At 63.9% G+C, this 16,620-nt stretch carries 14 protein-coding genes; 5 read left to right on the top strand and 9 right to left on the bottom strand.

Annotated features, from left to right (window positions below; genetic code table 11):
• Positions 1-34: 34 nt before the first annotated feature.
• From accC to JNE37_RS18245, 4 genes are all read right to left on the bottom strand, one after another.
• Positions 35-1,375, bottom strand: coding sequence for an acetyl-CoA carboxylase biotin carboxylase subunit (accC, locus tag JNE37_RS18230; protein WP_035095881.1), 1,341 nt, complete (start codon positions 1,373-1,375; stop codon positions 35-37).
• A 17-nt stretch (positions 1,376-1,392) separates the two neighbouring features.
• Entirely contained in the window at positions 1,393-1,881 is a 489-nt protein-coding gene (gene accB, locus JNE37_RS18235; RefSeq protein ID WP_035031030.1) for an acetyl-CoA carboxylase biotin carboxyl carrier protein, read from the bottom strand.
• 29 nt (positions 1,882-1,910) lie between these two features.
• Positions 1,911-2,345 carry a type II 3-dehydroquinate dehydratase gene (gene aroQ / locus JNE37_RS18240; protein WP_052015106.1) on the bottom strand — a complete coding sequence of 145 codons (435 nt, stop codon included), beginning with the start codon at positions 2,343-2,345 and terminating at the stop codon, positions 1,911-1,913.
• An 84-nt stretch (positions 2,346-2,429) separates the two neighbouring features.
• Positions 2,430-3,287 carry a DsbA family protein gene (locus JNE37_RS18245; protein ID WP_203064154.1) on the bottom strand — a complete coding sequence of 286 codons (858 nt, stop codon included), beginning with the start codon at positions 3,285-3,287 and terminating at the stop codon, positions 2,430-2,432.
• 170 nt (positions 3,288-3,457) lie between these two features.
• On the opposite strand from JNE37_RS18245, the gene JNE37_RS18250 reads away from it, so the two are divergent.
• Positions 3,458-4,612: a pyridoxal phosphate-dependent aminotransferase gene (locus JNE37_RS18250; RefSeq protein ID WP_203064156.1), complete on the top strand. Its 1,155-nt coding sequence runs from the start codon at positions 3,458-3,460 to the stop codon at positions 4,610-4,612.
• 96 nt (positions 4,613-4,708) lie between these two features.
• Here JNE37_RS18250 and JNE37_RS18255 read toward each other — a convergent pair whose 3' ends face one another.
• The 3 genes from JNE37_RS18255 to JNE37_RS18265 form a co-directional block, all read right to left on the bottom strand.
• Positions 4,709-5,083 carry a VOC family protein gene (locus JNE37_RS18255; protein ID WP_203064158.1) on the bottom strand — a complete coding sequence of 125 codons (375 nt, stop codon included), beginning with the start codon at positions 5,081-5,083 and terminating at the stop codon, positions 4,709-4,711.
• A gap of 66 nt (positions 5,084-5,149) precedes the next feature.
• Complete coding sequence (locus tag JNE37_RS18260) at positions 5,150-5,833, bottom strand: helix-turn-helix transcriptional regulator (protein WP_203064160.1); 684 nt, start codon at positions 5,831-5,833, stop codon at positions 5,150-5,152.
• A 101-nt stretch (positions 5,834-5,934) separates the two neighbouring features.
• Positions 5,935-8,634 carry an Rne/Rng family ribonuclease gene (locus JNE37_RS18265; RefSeq protein ID WP_203064162.1) on the bottom strand — a complete coding sequence of 900 codons (2,700 nt, stop codon included), beginning with the start codon at positions 8,632-8,634 and terminating at the stop codon, positions 5,935-5,937.
• A gap of 580 nt (positions 8,635-9,214) precedes the next feature.
• On the opposite strand from JNE37_RS18265, the gene JNE37_RS18270 reads away from it, so the two are divergent.
• The 4 genes from JNE37_RS18270 (at position 9,215) to prfB (ending at position 14,688) form a co-directional block, all read left to right on the top strand.
• Positions 9,215-10,459: an N-acetylmuramoyl-L-alanine amidase gene (locus tag JNE37_RS18270; RefSeq protein ID WP_052152660.1), complete on the top strand. Its 1,245-nt coding sequence runs from the start codon at positions 9,215-9,217 to the stop codon at positions 10,457-10,459.
• Between the two features lie 130 nt (positions 10,460-10,589).
• Entirely contained in the window at positions 10,590-13,019 is a 2,430-nt protein-coding gene (locus JNE37_RS18275) for a penicillin-binding protein 1A (RefSeq protein ID WP_203064164.1), read from the top strand.
• 1 nt (position 13,020) lies between these two features.
• On the top strand, positions 13,021-13,518 hold the full coding sequence (locus JNE37_RS18280; RefSeq protein WP_203064166.1) for a peptide deformylase: 498 nt from the start codon (positions 13,021-13,023) through the stop codon (positions 13,516-13,518).
• A gap of 56 nt (positions 13,519-13,574) precedes the next feature.
• Positions 13,575-14,688 (top strand): peptide chain release factor 2 gene (prfB, locus tag JNE37_RS18285; protein WP_203064168.1). Its coding sequence is split into 2 segments (ribosomal slippage): positions 13,575-13,643 and positions 13,645-14,688, totalling 1,113 coding nucleotides; the frame shifts between segments, so codons are not numbered across the junction.
• A 54-nt stretch (positions 14,689-14,742) separates the two neighbouring features.
• Here the strand turns inward: prfB and JNE37_RS18290 are convergent.
• Complete coding sequence (locus tag JNE37_RS18290; protein WP_246513357.1) at positions 14,743-15,897, bottom strand: M23 family metallopeptidase; 1,155 nt, start codon at positions 15,895-15,897, stop codon at positions 14,743-14,745.
• A 69-nt stretch (positions 15,898-15,966) separates the two neighbouring features.
• On the bottom strand, positions 15,967-16,446 hold the full coding sequence (locus JNE37_RS18295; RefSeq protein WP_203064172.1) for a peroxiredoxin: 480 nt from the start codon (positions 16,444-16,446) through the stop codon (positions 15,967-15,969).
• Positions 16,447-16,620 lie beyond the last annotated feature (174 nt).

The following is a 16,620-nucleotide window of genomic DNA, read 5'->3' on the forward strand; positions in this document are numbered from 1 at the left end:
TTGGGTCTGCGATCCAGGCGAGGAGGCCGAGGCCTCACTTCATGCCGAGATACTTTTCCAGCCAGTGGATGTCGTAGTTGCCGGCAATGATGTCAGGCTCGCGGATGAGGCGCTGGAACAGCGGCAGCGTGGTCTTGACGCCATCGACGACGAATTCGTCGATCGAGCGGCGCAGGCGCTGCAGGCATTCGTGGCGCGTGCGGCCGTAGACGATCAGCTTGCCGATCAGGCTGTCGTAGTAGGGCGGGATCGAATAGCCCTGATAGACCGCCGAATCCACGCGCACGCCGACGCCGCCGGCAGGGTGGTAGAAGCTGATCTTGCCCGGCGAGGGGGTAAAGGTCTGCGGGTCTTCCGCGTTGATGCGCACTTCGATGGCGTGGCCATAGAACTGCACGTCCTTCTGCCTGATCGAGAGCTTTTCGCCCGAAGCGACGCGGATCTGTTCGTAGACGATATCGATGCCGGTGATGCGCTCGGTAACCGGGTGCTCCACCTGCAGACGCGTGTTCATTTCGATGAAATAGAACTCGCCGTTCTCGTAGAGGAACTCGATCGTGCCGGCGCCGGAATACTTGAGCTTGCGCATGGCCGCGGCGCAGATTTCGCCGATTTCCTCGCGCTGTTCAGGCGGCACGCTCGGGGCGCTGGCTTCTTCCCAGACCTTCTGGTGGCGGCGCTGCAGCGAGCAGTCGCGCGTACCCAGATGCACCGCGTTGCCTTGGCCGTCGCCCATCACCTGGACTTCGATATGGCGGGGCTTGGCGAGATACTTCTCGATATAGACCGAGTCATTGCCGAAGGCGGCCTTGGCCTCCGAGCGGGCGGTGGCGAGAGCCACGCCGATATCGAGCTCGGTATGGGCCACCTTCATGCCGCGACCGCCGCCGCCGGCGGTAGCCTTGATGAGCACGGGGTAGCCGATCTTGGCGGCGAGCACCTTGGCCTCGGCCTCGGTCTTCACTTCGCCTTCCGAGCCCGGAACCACGGGAATGCCAAGCTCCACCGCCGTCTTCTTGGCGGTGATCTTGTCGCCCATGATCTCGATATGGTGCGCCGAGGGGCCGATGAACGTGATCTTGTGCTCGTTGAGAATCTGCGCGAAGCGCGCGTTCTCGGAGAGGAAGCCGTAGCCCGGATGCACGGCATCGGCGCCGGTGATCTCACAGGCGGCCATGATCTGGGGGATGTTGAGATAGCTGTCGCGTGCCGGGGGTGGGCCGATGCAGACGCTCTCGTCGGCAAGGCGCACATGCATGGCGTTTGCGTCGGCGGTCGAGTGGACCGCCACGGTCTGGATACCCAGTTCCTTGCAGGCGCGCAGGATGCGGAGCGCGATCTCGCCGCGATTGGCGATCAGGACCTTGGAGAACATTCTGAGCGGCCTCCGCCTTACTCGATGACGATCAGCGGCTGACCATATTCGACAGGCTGGGCGTCTTCCACGAGGATGCGCGTGACGGTGCCGGAGCGATGGGCCGGAATCTGGTTCATGGTCTTCATCGCTTCGATGATCACGACCGTCTGGCCTTCGGAAACCTTGGTGCCGACTTCCACGAACGGGGAGGCGCCCGGCTCGGCCGCGCGGTAAGCGGTGCCGACCATCGGGGAGGTAAGGGTGCCGGGGTTGGAAGCGAGGTCCTCGACGGCGGGAGCGGCGGCCGGCACGGAGCCGGCCGGAACGGCGGCCTGCGGCGCGGCAACCATCGGGGCCGGCGCATAAGCGGGAGCGGCGACCTGCACCATTTCCTTGGCGAAGGAGCGCGTCACGCGGACGCGGAAATCATCCTGCTCGATCTCGATTTCGGCGAGATTTTCCTTGTTGAGCAGTTCGGCAATGGTGCGGATCAGATCCTGGTCCACCTGGGATGCCTTGGTCATGTTATTGTTCTCCTTCGGCAACGCGAAAGTCAGAGTTTCTCGGCGAGGGCAGCCAGCGCGTAGCGGTAGCCCGAGGCGCCCAGCCCGCAGATGACCCCTAGAGCCACCGACGATACGTACGAATGATGGCGGAAAGGTTCGCGCGTGTGGATGTTGGTTAAGTGAACCTCGATGGTCGGCAGGCCCACGGCGCGCAAGGCGTCGTGGATGGCGACCGAGGTGTGTGAATAGGCGGCAGGGTTGATGACGATGCCATCGGCCGTCTTGCGCGCGTCCTGAATCCAGGTAACCAGTTCGCCCTCGGAATTGGTCTGCCGGAAATCCAGCGCAAGCCCGAGCGACTTGGCCTCTTCCTTGCAGAGCTTTTCGATATCGGCGAGGGTCTGCGAACCATAGGTACCGGGCTCACGGGTGCCCAGGAGATTAAGGTTCGGCCCGTTGAGGACGAGTACGCGTTTTGCCATGATCGTTGGGTTTTGCCCTGTCGCCCGTGCTGACGCAAGCTGCACTATACGAAATGCACGGAAAAGGCAAAGCCGGCCACGCTATCAGCCGCTGGTGCAGACCGTGTCGCCGCAGGCACGCATATTGGCGATCCGGCCGCGCAATTCGTCCAGTCCGATGGCGCCGGGGATCAGCTCGTTGCCGATGATATAGGTCGGCGTGCCGGTGATGTTGAGCGACTTGGCCAGCCGGTAATTGCGCTCGAGCGCGCCGCTGACGTCGTCCTCACCCATTTTGAGCGCGAGGTCGACCTTGCTCATGCCCAGCTTCTGCGCCTCTTCGAGAGCCGTGTCGCCGGTCACCTTGCCGCGCGAGGAGAAGAGGGCCTGGTGGAAGGTCCAGTAGTCGACCTTCTTGTCCTTGCCCACCAGCACCGCGACGCGCGCCGCATCGACGGATTCCTTGGAGAGGATCGGGAATTCCTTGAGGATGACCTTGAGGTTGGGATCTTCGGCGAGGAGCGTCGCCAGGTCGGGCAGGGCGCTGCGGCAATAGCCGCAATTGTAGTCGAACATCTCGACCAGCGTCACATCGCCGTTCGGGTTGCCCAGCACCACGTGATCGGGGTCGTTGTAGATCGCGTCGCTCATCTGCGCGAGCATGGTCTTGGCCTTGTCGCGCTGCTCTGCGCGCAGCTGCGTATCGAGCGCCTCGGAAACCCGCTGCAGGATGCGCGGATTGCCCATCAGGTAGCTCTCGATCATCGGATTGAGCTTGTCCTGGTCGATGGACGCCGTCTCGACCGGAGCAGGCGTAGCAGCCTCGCGCTCCTTGAGCACGTCCTCGACGACTGAGCGGATCGCGGCCGTATCGGTCGTCGCCGGCTTGTTCCAGAGCGATACCGCCAGTCCGCCACCCAATATGCCGACAAGGGCAACCAGCGCGAGGGTTAGGCGGGACATCGGCAACAACTCCATGAATCGACAGGGCGACTGATAGCAGGTTTGCCGGCAAACGGTCACCCGCCCCTCAATGAAGCCATCAATTCTTGTTGAGGCAAGAGCCGTAGCGCCTCCGCCCTTGATCCGTCGCCCGTCCTCAGGCAGACCATCCCGGCAAACCGGAACACCCCATGACCAGCACCGCGCCCGATATCGGCCTCAAGCCCTTCCACGCCATGGAAATGGTTTCGCTCGCCCAGGAGATCGAGGCATCGGGCCGCAGCGTCTGTCACCTCGAAGTGGGCGAGCCTGCCGCGCCGCCGGCTCCCCGCGTCATCGAGGCCGTCCGCGCCGCCCTCCCGCAACCACAGCGCTACACGGCCTCCAAGGGGCTCATCGAACTACGTGAGGCGCTGGCGCACTATTACGAGTCCCAGCACGGGGTTAGCGCCGATCCTCAATCCATGATGGTAACGATGGGGTCGTCCTCCGGCTTCATCCTCGCCTTCCATGCCGCCTTCCGGCCAGGTGCGAAGATCGCCGTCACGCGTCCCGGCTATCCGGCCTATCTCAATACGCTTGATGGCCTCGGCTTTCGCGCCGTCGAAATCCCGCTCACCGCCGCCTCCGGCTGGCGCCTCACCGCTGCCGATATCGAGGCCGCCTATCGCGCCGAGCCCTTCGAGGGACTGCTCTTTGCCAGTCCCGCCAATCCCACCGGCGGCGCCGTCGACCGTCAGGGCCTCAAGGAGATCATCGATGCCTGCGCGCGGCTCGGCGTGCGGTTCATCTCCGACGAAATCTATCACGGCCTCGACTATCGTGGCCCTTCGGTCAGCGCGCTCGAACTCACGGGCGACGCCATCGTCATCAACAGCTTCTCGAAATACTATTGCATGACCGGCTGGCGGGTCGGCTGGATGGTCCTGCCGCCCGACCTCATCCGCCGCGCCGAGATGCTGCAGCAGAATTTCTTCATCTCCGCGCCCACGCTCAGCCAGATCGGCGCGACCGTCGCCCTCGGCGAACGCGACTATTCCGAAGAGCAGAAGGCACGCTACGCCGCCAACCGCACGCTCATCAACAAGGGCCTGCGCGAACTCGGTCTCGATACCGGCCATGAAGCCGAGGGCGCTTTCTACGCCTATGCCGATGTCAGCCGCTTCACCAACGATTCCCTGGCCTTCAGCAAAGAGCTGCTCAACCAGGCCGCCGTCGCCGCCACTCCCGGCATCGACTTCGACCGCGTCAACGGCAACCGCTTCGTACGCTTCTCCTATGCCGGCTCCGCCGAAACGATCGAAGAGGCGCTGACCCGGATGAGCCATTTCCTCTCGACACGCTAACCCGGCGAGATCGCGCCCCGTCACTCTCTCCTCTTGAGGGAGAGAGTGCCCGAAGGGCGGGTGAGGGGGCCAGCATCGCGGCCCCTCATCGTTACCTCACCGCGGATTCTCCGTCCGAACAAACGGCCGCAGCCGGTGCCCATCGGGGTCGGCGGCAACGAAGGTATAGCCGAAATCCATGTCCGTCGGCTCCTGCTCGATCTTGAGACCGAGAGTCTTCCAGGCCTCGTAAGTCCTTAGCAGTTCATCGTTATCGGCGATCGTGAACGACAGCTCGCTTCCCCCGGCGGGCCTCGGCGCCGGGACCATCTCATCGGCCAGCCACAGGCCGACCTTGAGCCCCGTCGGCAGCACGTAGAGTACGAAGGTCTCGGAGTTCTCGACCGGCTCCGCTCCAAGGATGCGCGAATAGAGTTTAGCGCTCTCCCGCGGGTTCTTCACCGCCAGCAGCACGTAGTTGAGGACTGACATCTGTTCTCTCCATCTGGTTGATGGAGCAACGCTAATCGCCGGCGCTGACAGTTTCCGGCAGTGGCCTCAAGTCCCGCTGTCGGGCGGAATACCCTGCGTCTGCCGCCATTCCTTGAGCAGCACCGCGCGTCGCCGCGGATAGCCGTTTTCCGTCGCCGTGATGCCCTGGATACGGTCGGTGCGGAAATGCCGGAAGTCTCCGCGCAGCTCGCACCAGGCGACCACGATCCGCACATGCTCGAAAAAGCCGATGGCGAACGGCCAGATCGTCCGCTCGACGTCGCCATAGGTGATGACCAGCTTGCGCTCCCGCCGGATCGCCTCGCGGATCAGCCCGGCATCGACCAGTGACACATGCTCCGTCCGTGGCCCCACAAGCAGCGTCGCTGCCTCAACCTCGTCGCGCAGTTCAGCCGGCAGTACCGCCGCGATCTTGGCCAATGCGTCGGCTGCCGCTGCCCCGAGCCCGGCATCATCAGCCCGCCGCGCCACCCAGCGCGAGCCGAGCACCAGTGCCTCGAGCTCCTCTGTCGAGAACATCAGCGGGGGCAGGGTGAAGCCCGGGCGAAGCACGTAGCCCAGTCCCGGCTCGCCTTCGATATTGGCGCCCTGGCCCTGCAACGTAGCGATGTCGCGGTAGAACGTGCGCATCGAGACGCCCAGCTCGTTGGCCAGCACATGCCCCGGCACCGGATTGCGGTGGCGGCGCAGGATCTGCAACAGGTCAAGAAGGCGTTCGGTGCGCGACAAGGCTTGGGTCTCGATGAGCCGCAAACCTAGCACGGCCCCACAATGAACAAGGGGCGAAATCCTGCGATTTCGCCCCTCGAAACTATCGCTATGTCAGGCGCTCAGTTTCCGAAGAACCCGCGCTGCCACCAGCCGGCCTTCTTCTTGGGCGGCTCTTCGGTGGATGCGGCTTCCGGCGCGGCCGAGCTCACGATGATCTCGTCGGGCGGTAGGGTCTTCTTGCGGCTCTTCTTTTCCGGCTCAGCGGGCACTTCGGCTGCGGGTTCAGCCACAGGCACGGGCGCCGCTTCGGTCACTGCGGGAGCCGCTGCGACTTCTTCGGCGGCAGCCGGCTTCTTGCGGGCGCGAGTACGCTTCGGCTTAGCCTCGGCGGGCGCTTCTTCGGCAGCGGCAGCTTCCGGAGCGGCAGCGGGCGCAGGAGCTTCCGCGGCCGGTGCTTCCTCAGCCGCGGGTGCGGCCTTCTTGCGAGTGCGGGTGCGCTTGGGCTTTTCGGCCACTGCCTCTTCGGCCGGTGCTTCGGCGGCTGCCACGGGTTCCGGGGCAGGGGCGGCAGCCGGTGCTTCGGCCACTTCCACCACCGCGACTTCCTCGGCGGCTACGGCCTCGACGGCCTCGCCTTCAGCTCCCTCATCGGCGCCATTGGCCTCGATGTGTTCGCCGTTCTCGCGACGGTTGCGGCGACCACCGCGGCGGCCACGACGGCGACGCTTGCGCGGCTCGCCATTCTCGTCGCGCGCGGCGCCATTGGCAGCTTCCTGGGAAGCGCCTTCCTCGCCTTCGTCTTCCTCACCCTCGGCATCGCTGTCCTGGCTGTCCTGAGCCTGGCGCGGCTGCTGGGGCTGACGCTCGCCTTCGGGACGGTCACCACCACGACGGCGGCGACGACGGCGACGGCGCGAATCCCCGTCGGCATCGGAGGAGCGGGCCGAGACTTCCTCGCCCTCGGAGACCGTTTCCTCGATCTCTTCTTCCTCGTCCTCGACGAATTCTTCCATCGCAGCGGTATCGACGCGCACGTGCTCGGTGCCGTTGGTGGCCTGCTCGCTATAGTGATGGACGCGGGTTTCGCCCTTCTCGATGTTGAACTGCGTACCGGTCAGCTTGGCGTCGGCAGTGATGGTGATCGAGAGGTGATACTTGGCTTCGAGCGCAGTCAGCGTATCGCGCTTGGTGTTGAGGATATAGAGGGCCACATCCATCGGCACGCGCACGTTGATCGACTGGCCGGGACGGCGCAGCACGGTGTCCTCGACGTGGCGCATGACCATCAGGGCCACGCTTTCCACCGAGCGGATCAGACCCGTGCCTTCGCAGAGCGGGCACTTGTGGGTCGAGCTCTCGACGACGCCGAAGCGGATGCGCTGGCGGCTCATTTCCATCAGGCCGAAATGGCTGATGCGGCCGACCTGGATGCGTGCTCGGTCGTTCTTGAGGCAATCCTTGAGCTTGCGCTCAACCGCCCGGTTGGAGCGGTTCTCGACCATGTCGATGAAGTCGATGACGATGAGGCCGGCCAGGTCGCGCAGGCGCAGCTGGCGCGCGATTTCCTCGGCCGCTTCCAGGTTCGTCTGGAGCGCCGTGTCCTCGATATTGTGTTCCTTGGTGGCGCGGCCCGAGTTCACGTCGATCGAAACCAGGGCTTCGGTCGGGTTGATCACGAGATAGCCGCCCGAGGGCAGGGTGACCTGCGGGGAGAACATGGCGTCTAGCTGGTTCTCCACATTGTACTTGGAGAACAGTGGCTGATCTTCCCTGTATTGCTGCACGTTCTTGGCGTGCGAGGGCATGATCATGCGCATGAAGTCCTTGGCTTCGCGATAGGCGTTGTCGCCTGCCACCAGCACTTCATCGATGTCCTTGTTGTAGAGGTCGCGGATGGTCCGCTTGATGAGCGAGCCTTCCTCGTAGACGAGGCAGGGCGCCTGGCTGCGCAGGGTGAGGTTGCGCACGTTTTCCCAGAGCCGCAGCAGGTATTCGTAGTCGCGCTTGACCTCGGCCTTGGTGCGCGAGGCGCCGGCCGTGCGCAGGATCACGCCCATGCCCTGCGGCACGTCGAGATCGGCGGTGATTTCCTTCAAGCGCTTGCGGTCGGCGGCGTTGGTGATCTTGCGGGAGATGCCGCCGCCACGGGCGGTATTGGGCATCAGCACCGAATAGCGGCCGGCGAGCGACAGATAGGTGGTGAGAGCCGCGCCCTTGTTGCCGCGCTCTTCCTTGACCACCTGCACCAGCATCACCTGGCGGCGCTTGATGACTTCCTGGATCTTGTACTTGCGCGCATTGTTGCTGCGCCGGCGCTCGGGAACTTCTTCCTCGACCGCATCGCCGCCACCGACGCTCTCGACCGGCTCGTTGGAGACGGGAGCTTCCTCGATATGGCTGTGCGAGCCTTCCATATCCTGCGTGTCCGTCTCCGCGTCAGGTTCGCTGACGCCGGCCGGCAGGCTGATCGAATCCTCCGCGGCGGCCTCGGCGGCTGCAGCGCTGTCTTCGTGCTCGTGGTGGTCGTCCTCGTGTTCCTCATCGCGCAGCAGGGCTTCGCGGTCGGCTACGGGGATCTGGTAGTAGTCAGGGTGGATTTCGCTGAAAGCCAGGAAGCCGTGACGGTTCCCGCCATACTCGACGAACGCCGCCTGCAACGACGGCTCCACTCGGGTAACCTTGGCGAGGTAGATATTCCCCCGCAACTGCTGCCTCTGGGCAGACTCGAAATCGAACTCTTCGAGCCGATTTCCGCTAGTGACTACAACGCGCGTTTCTTCCGGGTGGATGGCATCCACCAGCATTCTCTTTGTTGGCATAAAGTGTAGCTCCGCGCCTTCGCGCGCCAACAACGAAGGGCCGGCGCGCCGGCAACCTCCGTGCAGCGCCATGCGAGGCGAATGGTCCTGTGGGTGTGGCGCCAAATGCGAAATCGAGTCTGGCACCGCTGGTTTGACGGATGGTCAAGGCCGAAAAGAGGGGCATGACAAGTGCGCAACCGTTGTCGGTGATTGCGTCGCGTGCTGTCCGCCCTATGGCCATATGACCTCTTCCTAGTGGGCTGGCCGAGGACCTGTCACGGGTCATGGCCGCCGTCCGGTCCGCAGGGAACCGAAATTCGTAAGTGAAGCTAAAGCCGCCGCTTTTTGTGTTTCTCCGGCAGCAACGGGCGATTCGACCCGAAATGTTCAACCGAATGAAACACTCGCTTCAAAGACTAGCCTTTAGGGGTGTTGCAACCAATTGGCAACAGGAAACTCGAAACGGCGGGAAACCCCGACTTTTCCACCGGCCATTCTGTTGCGCGGGGCTGAAAAAGAGGCTTAACAACCGGTAACGCCGCAGAATCGCCTTTCCCTTGGGCGATGTCCTCGCCTGCATATAGGGAGCGTTGGCCACTTGTTCAAATCCGCCGTAATCGCGGCTGTCGCGCTGCTAATCACCGCCGTTTCCGCCTTCGCGCAGGAACCGCCGGCCAATCCGCTCCCGGAAGTCCTCGACGCCCGTGTCTCCACGACGCCGCAGCGCGCCCGTCTGGTGCTCGATCTTGCGGCGCCGACGCAGTTTGCCATCGTCTCGCTGGATAATCCCAACCGTATCGCTATCGACGTCAAGGCGTCCGGGCTCGAGTTCACCGAGCTCACCCCGGTCGCCGGCGAGGGCATCGTGGCCTCCTACAATGTCGAAATGGCCGAGTCGGGCAGGGCGCGTACCACGCTGACGCTTTCCGCCCCCGCCCAGGTGCAGCAGGCCTATGTCCTCGATCCCTTCGCCGACCAGCCCGCGCGGCTCGTCGTCGATATCATTCCGATGGACCCGGCCGGTTTCGCCGCCAAGGTGGCCGCCGACCTGGCGGCCTCCACCGTCAAGCAGCAGGCCGACATGGCCGCGGACGAGCCCACGCGCCCCGGCGCCTCCAATATTGAGGCCAAGACGCGGCCGCTCGTCGTCATCGATCCGGGCCATGGCGGCGTCGATAGCGGCGCGCGCGGTCCAGATGGCGTCATGGAAAAGGACCTCGTCCTTGCCTTCGCGCTCAAGCTCCAGGACCTTCTCACCGAGTCCGGCCGGTTCGACGTAGCGTTGACGCGCGAGGATGACAGCTTTCTCAAGCTCGAGGACCGCGTGGCGCTGGCGCGCCAGAACAAGGCGGACCTTTTCATCTCGATCCATGCCGACAGCTTCCAGCAGCCCGATATCCGCGGCCTGAGCGTCTATACCCGTGACGAGAACGCCACCGACGTGCTCGATCGCGTGCTGGCAGATACCGAGAACAAGGCCGATATCATCGCCGGCCTCGCCCCGCCTGAAAGCGCGACGTCTGTCGTCGATCTACTCGTCGATCTCATGCGCCGCGAAATGCGCCGGCAATCCTACGAGGCGGCGCAATCGATCGTGCACCAGGTCGAGCCCAGCGTGGCGCTGCGCAAATTCCCGGTGCGGCAGGCGAACTTCCTCGTGCTGCAGGCGCCGGACGTGCCCTCGATTCTGGTCGAGCTGGGCTTCCTCTCCAATGCCCATGACATCGCCAATCTCCAGCAATCCGGCTGGCAGGATCGGACGGCCGAGGCTGTGGCGCGCGGCATTTCGGCCTATTTCGATGAACTGGCGCAGGGCAACGAGCAGGCGAGCGCCGAAAAGTGATCGGCATTTTCCTGCGCCCGGGGGCATCGTTACACAATTGCCACAGCGTCGCGTGCCGCGCGTCTGCTATGATTCCTGAACTAAATCAGGCGGCTCCGCAGGGCGTCGCACCTATTCGGATAAGGTACTGATGCTCCGCTTGCTCGGCTGGATGTTCGGTTTCGCAGTTTTCTGCGCGTTCGGCCTCATCGTTGTGGCCGTCGTCTATCTGCAGAACCTCACCAACGATCTGCCGGACTATACGATCCTCAAGGACTACCAGCCGCCCGTCACGACGCGCGTTCATGCCGCCGACGGCACGCTCCTGGCCGAATATGCCCGCGAGCGCCGGCTCTTCCAGCCGATCGAAACCATCCCGGCGCCGGTGATCCAGGCCTTCATCTCGGCCGAAGACAAGGATTTCTATTCCCATAACGGCATCGCGCTCGATGGCATCATCCGCGCCCTGCGCGACAACCTCATGGCGCGCGCCGAGGGTAACACGGCCATCCAGGGCGGCGGTTCGTCCATCACCCAGCAGGTGGCCAAGAACTTCCTGCTGACCTCCGAGCAGACCTGGGATCGAAAGATCCAGGAAGCGCTGCTGGCCATTCGCATCGAGGCGACGTTCTCCAAGGACAAGATCCTCGAGCTCTACCTCAACGAAATCTTCCTCGGCCTCAATTCCTATGGTGTGGCCGCGGCCGCGCTCAACTATTTCGACAAGGCGCTCTACGACCTCAAGCTCTCGGAAGTCGCCTATCTCGCCGCGCTCCCCAAGGGCCCCAACAACTACCACCCGTTCCGCCGGCCCAAGCAGGCCATCGAGCGCCGCAACTGGGTGCTCGATCGCATGGCCGAGAATGGCTACATCACCGTGGCGCAGGCCGAAGAGGCCAAGAAGGACCCGCTCAACGTGGTTCCGCGCGCCTCGGGCAGCCAGGTCTATTCGGCCGAGTATTTCACCGAGGAAGTCCGCCGGCAGCTTGCCTCGATGTATGGCGAGGAGCAGCTCTATGGCGGCGGCCTGTCGGTGCGCACCACGCTCGTGCCCAAGCTCCAGGAATATGCGCGCAAGTCGCTCATGGATGGGCTGATCGGCTTCGATCACCTCAAGGGTTATCGCGGTCCGGTCGCGAGCATCGAGCTCGATGGCGACTGGGGCGCCGACGTCTACAAGATCGTCCCCCTGCGCGACGTGCCCGAATGGCAGCTCGGCGTGGTCCTCCAGATGGGCGACAACGACGCCACGATCGGCCTGCGCCCCGGCACCAATATCGATGGCGGCATGATGCCCGACCGGGTCACCGGCCAGCTCGCCGGCCCCGATACGAAGTGGATCAGCAAGAAGCTCTCGAGCATCCTCAATGTCGGCGACGTGGTCTATGTCTCGCCGGTCGATGGCAAGGCCGGCAACTACAAGCTCGAGCAGGTGCCCGAGATCGAGGGCGCGCTCGTCGCCATGGACCCGCGTACCGGGCGCGTACTCGCCATGGTCGGCGGCTTCTCCTTTGCCGAATCCGAGTTCAACCGCGTGACCCAGGCGCTGCGGCAGCCCGGCTCCTCGTTCAAGCCCATCGTCTATTCGGCCGCGCTGGACAACGGCTATACGCCGGCCTCGATCATCCTCGATGCGCCCGTGGAGATCGTCAACGGCGACGGCAGCGTCTGGCGGCCCGAGAACTACGCCCAGCGCTTCTACGGCCCACAGACGCTGCGCCGCGGCATCGAGAACAGCCGTAACGTCATGACCGTGCGCCTCGCCAAGGATATCGGGATGCCGCTCATCGCCGAATATGCGCGGCGCCTGGGCGTCTACGACAACCTCACCCCGGTTCTCGCCATGGCGCTCGGCGCCGGCGAGACCACCGACATGCGCATGACCGCGGCCTATGCGACCATCGCCAATGGCGGCCGCAAGATCGTGCCGACCCTCATCGACCGCATCCAGGATCGCTACGGCAAGACCGTCTATCGGCATGACCAGCGCATCTGCGACGGCTGCAACGCCGCCTCATGGGTCGGCCAGCAAGAGCCGTTGATCGTGGACAATCGCGAGCAGGTGCTCGATCCGATGACGGCCTACCAGATCACGTCGATGATGGAAGGCGTCGTGCAGCGGGGTACCGGCACCTATGCCAAGCGCCTCAACCGGCCCGTGGCCGGCAAGACCGGCACGACCAACGACTACAAGGACGCCTGGTTCGTCGGCTTCACGCCCGAGCTCGCCGTCGGCGTCTATATGGGCTACGACCGCCCGCGCTCGATGGGTGGCGCCTCGACCGGCGGCGAAGTGGCAACGCCGATCTTCACCGAATTCATGGAGAACGCGCTGCGCGGCACTCCGCCCACGCCCTTCAACGAGCCGCCCGGCATGCACGAGGTCTGGATCAACCAGGCGACCGGCGTGCAGACCGGTGGCGGCGGCGTGCTCGAGGCCTTCAAGCCGGGTAGCGGCCCGAATCTTGCGACCTCCGTGGTCGGCGTCGGTGTCGACTACAGCCAGCAGCGCACCGGCGATCTCCAGCCCGAACCGGGCTACGACCCCAACCAGCCGGTCGGCGCCGCAGGAATGTTCTGACGTGGCTTTCGTCACCTATCCGCATCCCGTCCTCGCCCAAAAGGCCGAGGCGGCCACGGTCGACGCTACGCTCCTCGCCATCGGCGAACGCCTGCGTGCCGCTGCGATCGACGCCCGCGCCTATGGCCTGGCCGGCGCCCATATCGGCGAAGCCGCGCCTGTCATCGTCCTCAACGTCGCGCCCGACGCCCCGAAGGCCGACTACCGCCTCTTCTTCAATCCGCGCGTCTCCGCCGTCGCCGACGAGGTCGAAGCCGGCACGGAAGGCTCCGTCTCGCTCCCCGGCGTCGAAGTCGCGGTAGAGCGCCCGATCTGGGCCGAGATCGCCTACGAGGATGCCGACGGGGCAGGGCGTACGGAACGGTTCGAGGGGTTCCTCGCCCGCTGTGCGCTGCACGAAATCGACCAGGTCGACGGCGTCTTCTTCCTCGATCGCCTGTCGCGGCTCAAGCGCGACATGGTGCTCAAGAAGTTCTTGAAGCGGCAGCGTCTGGGTTGATCGCGGCCGCGGTCTCGCCTAGATGACAGCTCGAAGAGAGAGAAACAGGACTGCAAATGCGCGCGGAAATGGAAAAGGTCATCGGCGAGATCGAGCAGGTGGTAAGCCTGCTGAGGAGGCATCTTTGACTGGGATACTGCCCAGCCTCGCCTAGACGAACTCAACGCCCGATCCGAATCCCCCGACTTCTGGAACGACCCTGAAAAGGCTCGCGAGCTCATGCGCCAGCGCGATGAGCTCGACGTGCAGATCAAGGCGGTCAAGGAGCTGGAGAACGGCATCCGGGACAACAGCGAACTGATCGAGATGGGCGAAGCCGAAGGCGACGCCGAGATTGTCTCGGAGGCCGAGAAGGCCCTGTTCGCCCTGCGTGACATCGCTCACCGCCGCCAGATCGAGACGCTGCTCTCGGGCGAAGCCGATGCCAACGACGCCTATCTCGAAATCCATTCGGGCGCCGGCGGCACGGAAAGCCAGGATTGGGCCTCAATGCTCCTGCGCATGTATACGCGCTGGGCCGAACGCCGCGACTTCAAGGTCGAGACCATGGAATTCCATGCCGGCGAAGAAGCGGGCATCAAGTCTGCCACGCTCAAGATCACGGGCCACAATGCCTATGGCTGGCTCAAGACCGAAAGCGGCGTGCACCGTCTGGTCCGCATCTCGCCCTACGATTCGCAGGCGCGCCGGCACACGAGCTTTTCGAGCGCGTGGGTCTTTCCGGTAGTCGATGATACCATCGACATCCAGATCAACGAGGCCGACCTCAAGGTCGATACCTATCGTTCGTCCGGCGCCGGCGGCCAGCACGTCAACACGACGGACTCGGCCATCCGCATCACGCACGTTCCCTCGGGGATCGTCGTGGCCTGCCAGCAGGAACGCAGCCAGCACAAGAACCGTGCAACGGCCATGAACATGCTCAAGGCGCGGCTTTATGAAGTCGAGCTGCAGAAGCGGGAAGAGGCGGCCAATGCCGCGGCGGCCAACAAGACCGATATCGGCTGGGGCCACCAGATCCGTTCCTACGTCCTGCAGCCTTACCAGATGGTCAAGGACCTGCGCACGGGCGTTGAAAGCAGCCAGCCCTCCGTGGTGCTGGACGGCGACCTCGATCCCTTCATGGAAGCTTCGCTCGCCGCAAGGCTTGATGGCGCAGCGAACGTGTAAGACCTGAACTTTAGGATGTTGGCGGTGCTCTACCGCCGACATCCGCCGATGATCTCAAACTGCCGCAAACTGCTGCAATCGCGTCCCGACATTAAGAAACTGCTGCGGGTTCACCGCGTTCTCATCGCGCCGTACCTCGAAGTGCAGATGCGGCCCGGTCGAGCGCCCGGTCGACCCCACCTTGGCAATCGGCGAACCCGTCGCCACCACCTGGCCCTCCTTCACGAGGAACGCCGAGAGGTGCGCGTAGCGCGTGATCAGTCCGTTGCCGTGGTCGATCTCGACCATGTTCCCATAGCCCGATTGCTGCCCGACGAACGTCACTTTTCCCGCGCCGGCGCTGAGCACCGACGTCCCCGACGGCGCCGGAAAGTCGATACCCGAGTGGAACGCCGAGCGCCCCGTAAACGGATCGCGCCGATTGCCGAAGGTCGAGCTCTGCCGCAACGCGCCGTCGAACGGCTTGTGCACGGGTGCCGCGTCGATGGCCTCGCGCGCCGATTTGAAGCGGAGCAGGGCGGACATCACCGTATTGGCGTCATCCACCAGGTCGTCGCTCTGTGCTCCTGCAACCGGCGGCAACAGCGGCCCGCCGACAGCATCCTCGGTGAAGTTCGGCTTGATACCGATACCCTGCAATTCCGTCACGATGGCATCGGCCGATTGCGTGGCCGATTGCGAGATCGAAGCCAGCACCGTGCGCGATTCATCGAGCATCTGCTGAACGTTGGACGCAGCTGCTGCGGCCTGTTCTTCCGTAGTCCCGGCCAGCACAGGGCTTGCAGGGGCAGGCAGAGAGGCGTTCTGCACCGGCGCAGCGGTCGTCAGCCCCAGCTCGTTGGCCTTCTCGGCGAGCGCCTTTACGTATTGATGCTGCTCGGTCAGCACTTCCTGCTGCTGGGTGATTTCCTGAAGCTGCAGGTTGATGTCGCCCGCCTGGGCGTAGTTGCGCGAATGCAGCCGGTCGACTTCGAGGCGAAGCTGCGCCACGCGCTCCTCATAGGCCGAAATGACCTGACCGTTCTGGCCGTTGATGATGGTGGAGATGTCGGGGCTCATGAGGAAGCCCACCAGCGTCAGGGCGTTGGTCGCCAGGAGCCCGGCAACGAGACAGTAGAACAGGCGAGGGCTGATGCCCGCCTCGTTCTTTTTCGGGCCGGCATCCTTCCTGGATCGACCGAAGCGCTTCGCATGGGTTTCTTCCCGCACGCGCCAATCTCCCGCACGCATACTGAATACATGCGTCAGGATCGCAAATCATGGTTAATGAATGCGAAATCAGGCCTTGGCGTTGAGCGCGCGGGCGGCTTCCAGCACTTCGTCGGCGTGCCCCTTCACGCGCTTGACCGTCCAGATATTGGCAATCTTGCCGTCAGGACCGACAAGTATCGTCGTCCGCACCAGTCCGAGATACTCGCGCCCGAAGGTTTTCTTGGGCTGCCAGAGGTCGAAGGTGGCGATGGCCTTGTGGTCGGGATCGGCGCCAAGGATCGGCTTGAGGTCGTATTTCGCCCGGAAGCGGGCATGGCTGGCGACTGAATCTTCAGAAATTCCGACCAGCTTGGTATTGGCCGCAGAAAATTCGTCGGCGAGACGGCTGAATTCGACGTTTTCGTTCGTGCAAGTCTCGGTATCGTCGGTGCCGTAGAAGTAAAGCACGACGGCGCTGCCTTTATTGGCGGAGAGACGGAAAGGCGCTCCGCCATCGGTATCGATCTCGAAATCAGGAGCCTTGGAGCCAATTGCGATCGCTGACATGGTCGATTTCTCCTAAATCCCCTTGAAGACAGGCAAAACGGGGTGTTGATGCCATATTCGAGCCAGTATCATCGGGCAAGTGGCGGCTTGCACCGGTTGATTCTCGGCGGTGGACCCAGACACTCCACCACTAGCGGCCGGGCATTGAGTCGGAAACCAGTGAACGCAATCAGT

This window comes from Paradevosia shaoguanensis, from assembly GCF_016801025.1.
Taxonomy (GTDB): domain Bacteria; phylum Pseudomonadota; class Alphaproteobacteria; order Rhizobiales; family Devosiaceae; genus Paradevosia; species Paradevosia shaoguanensis.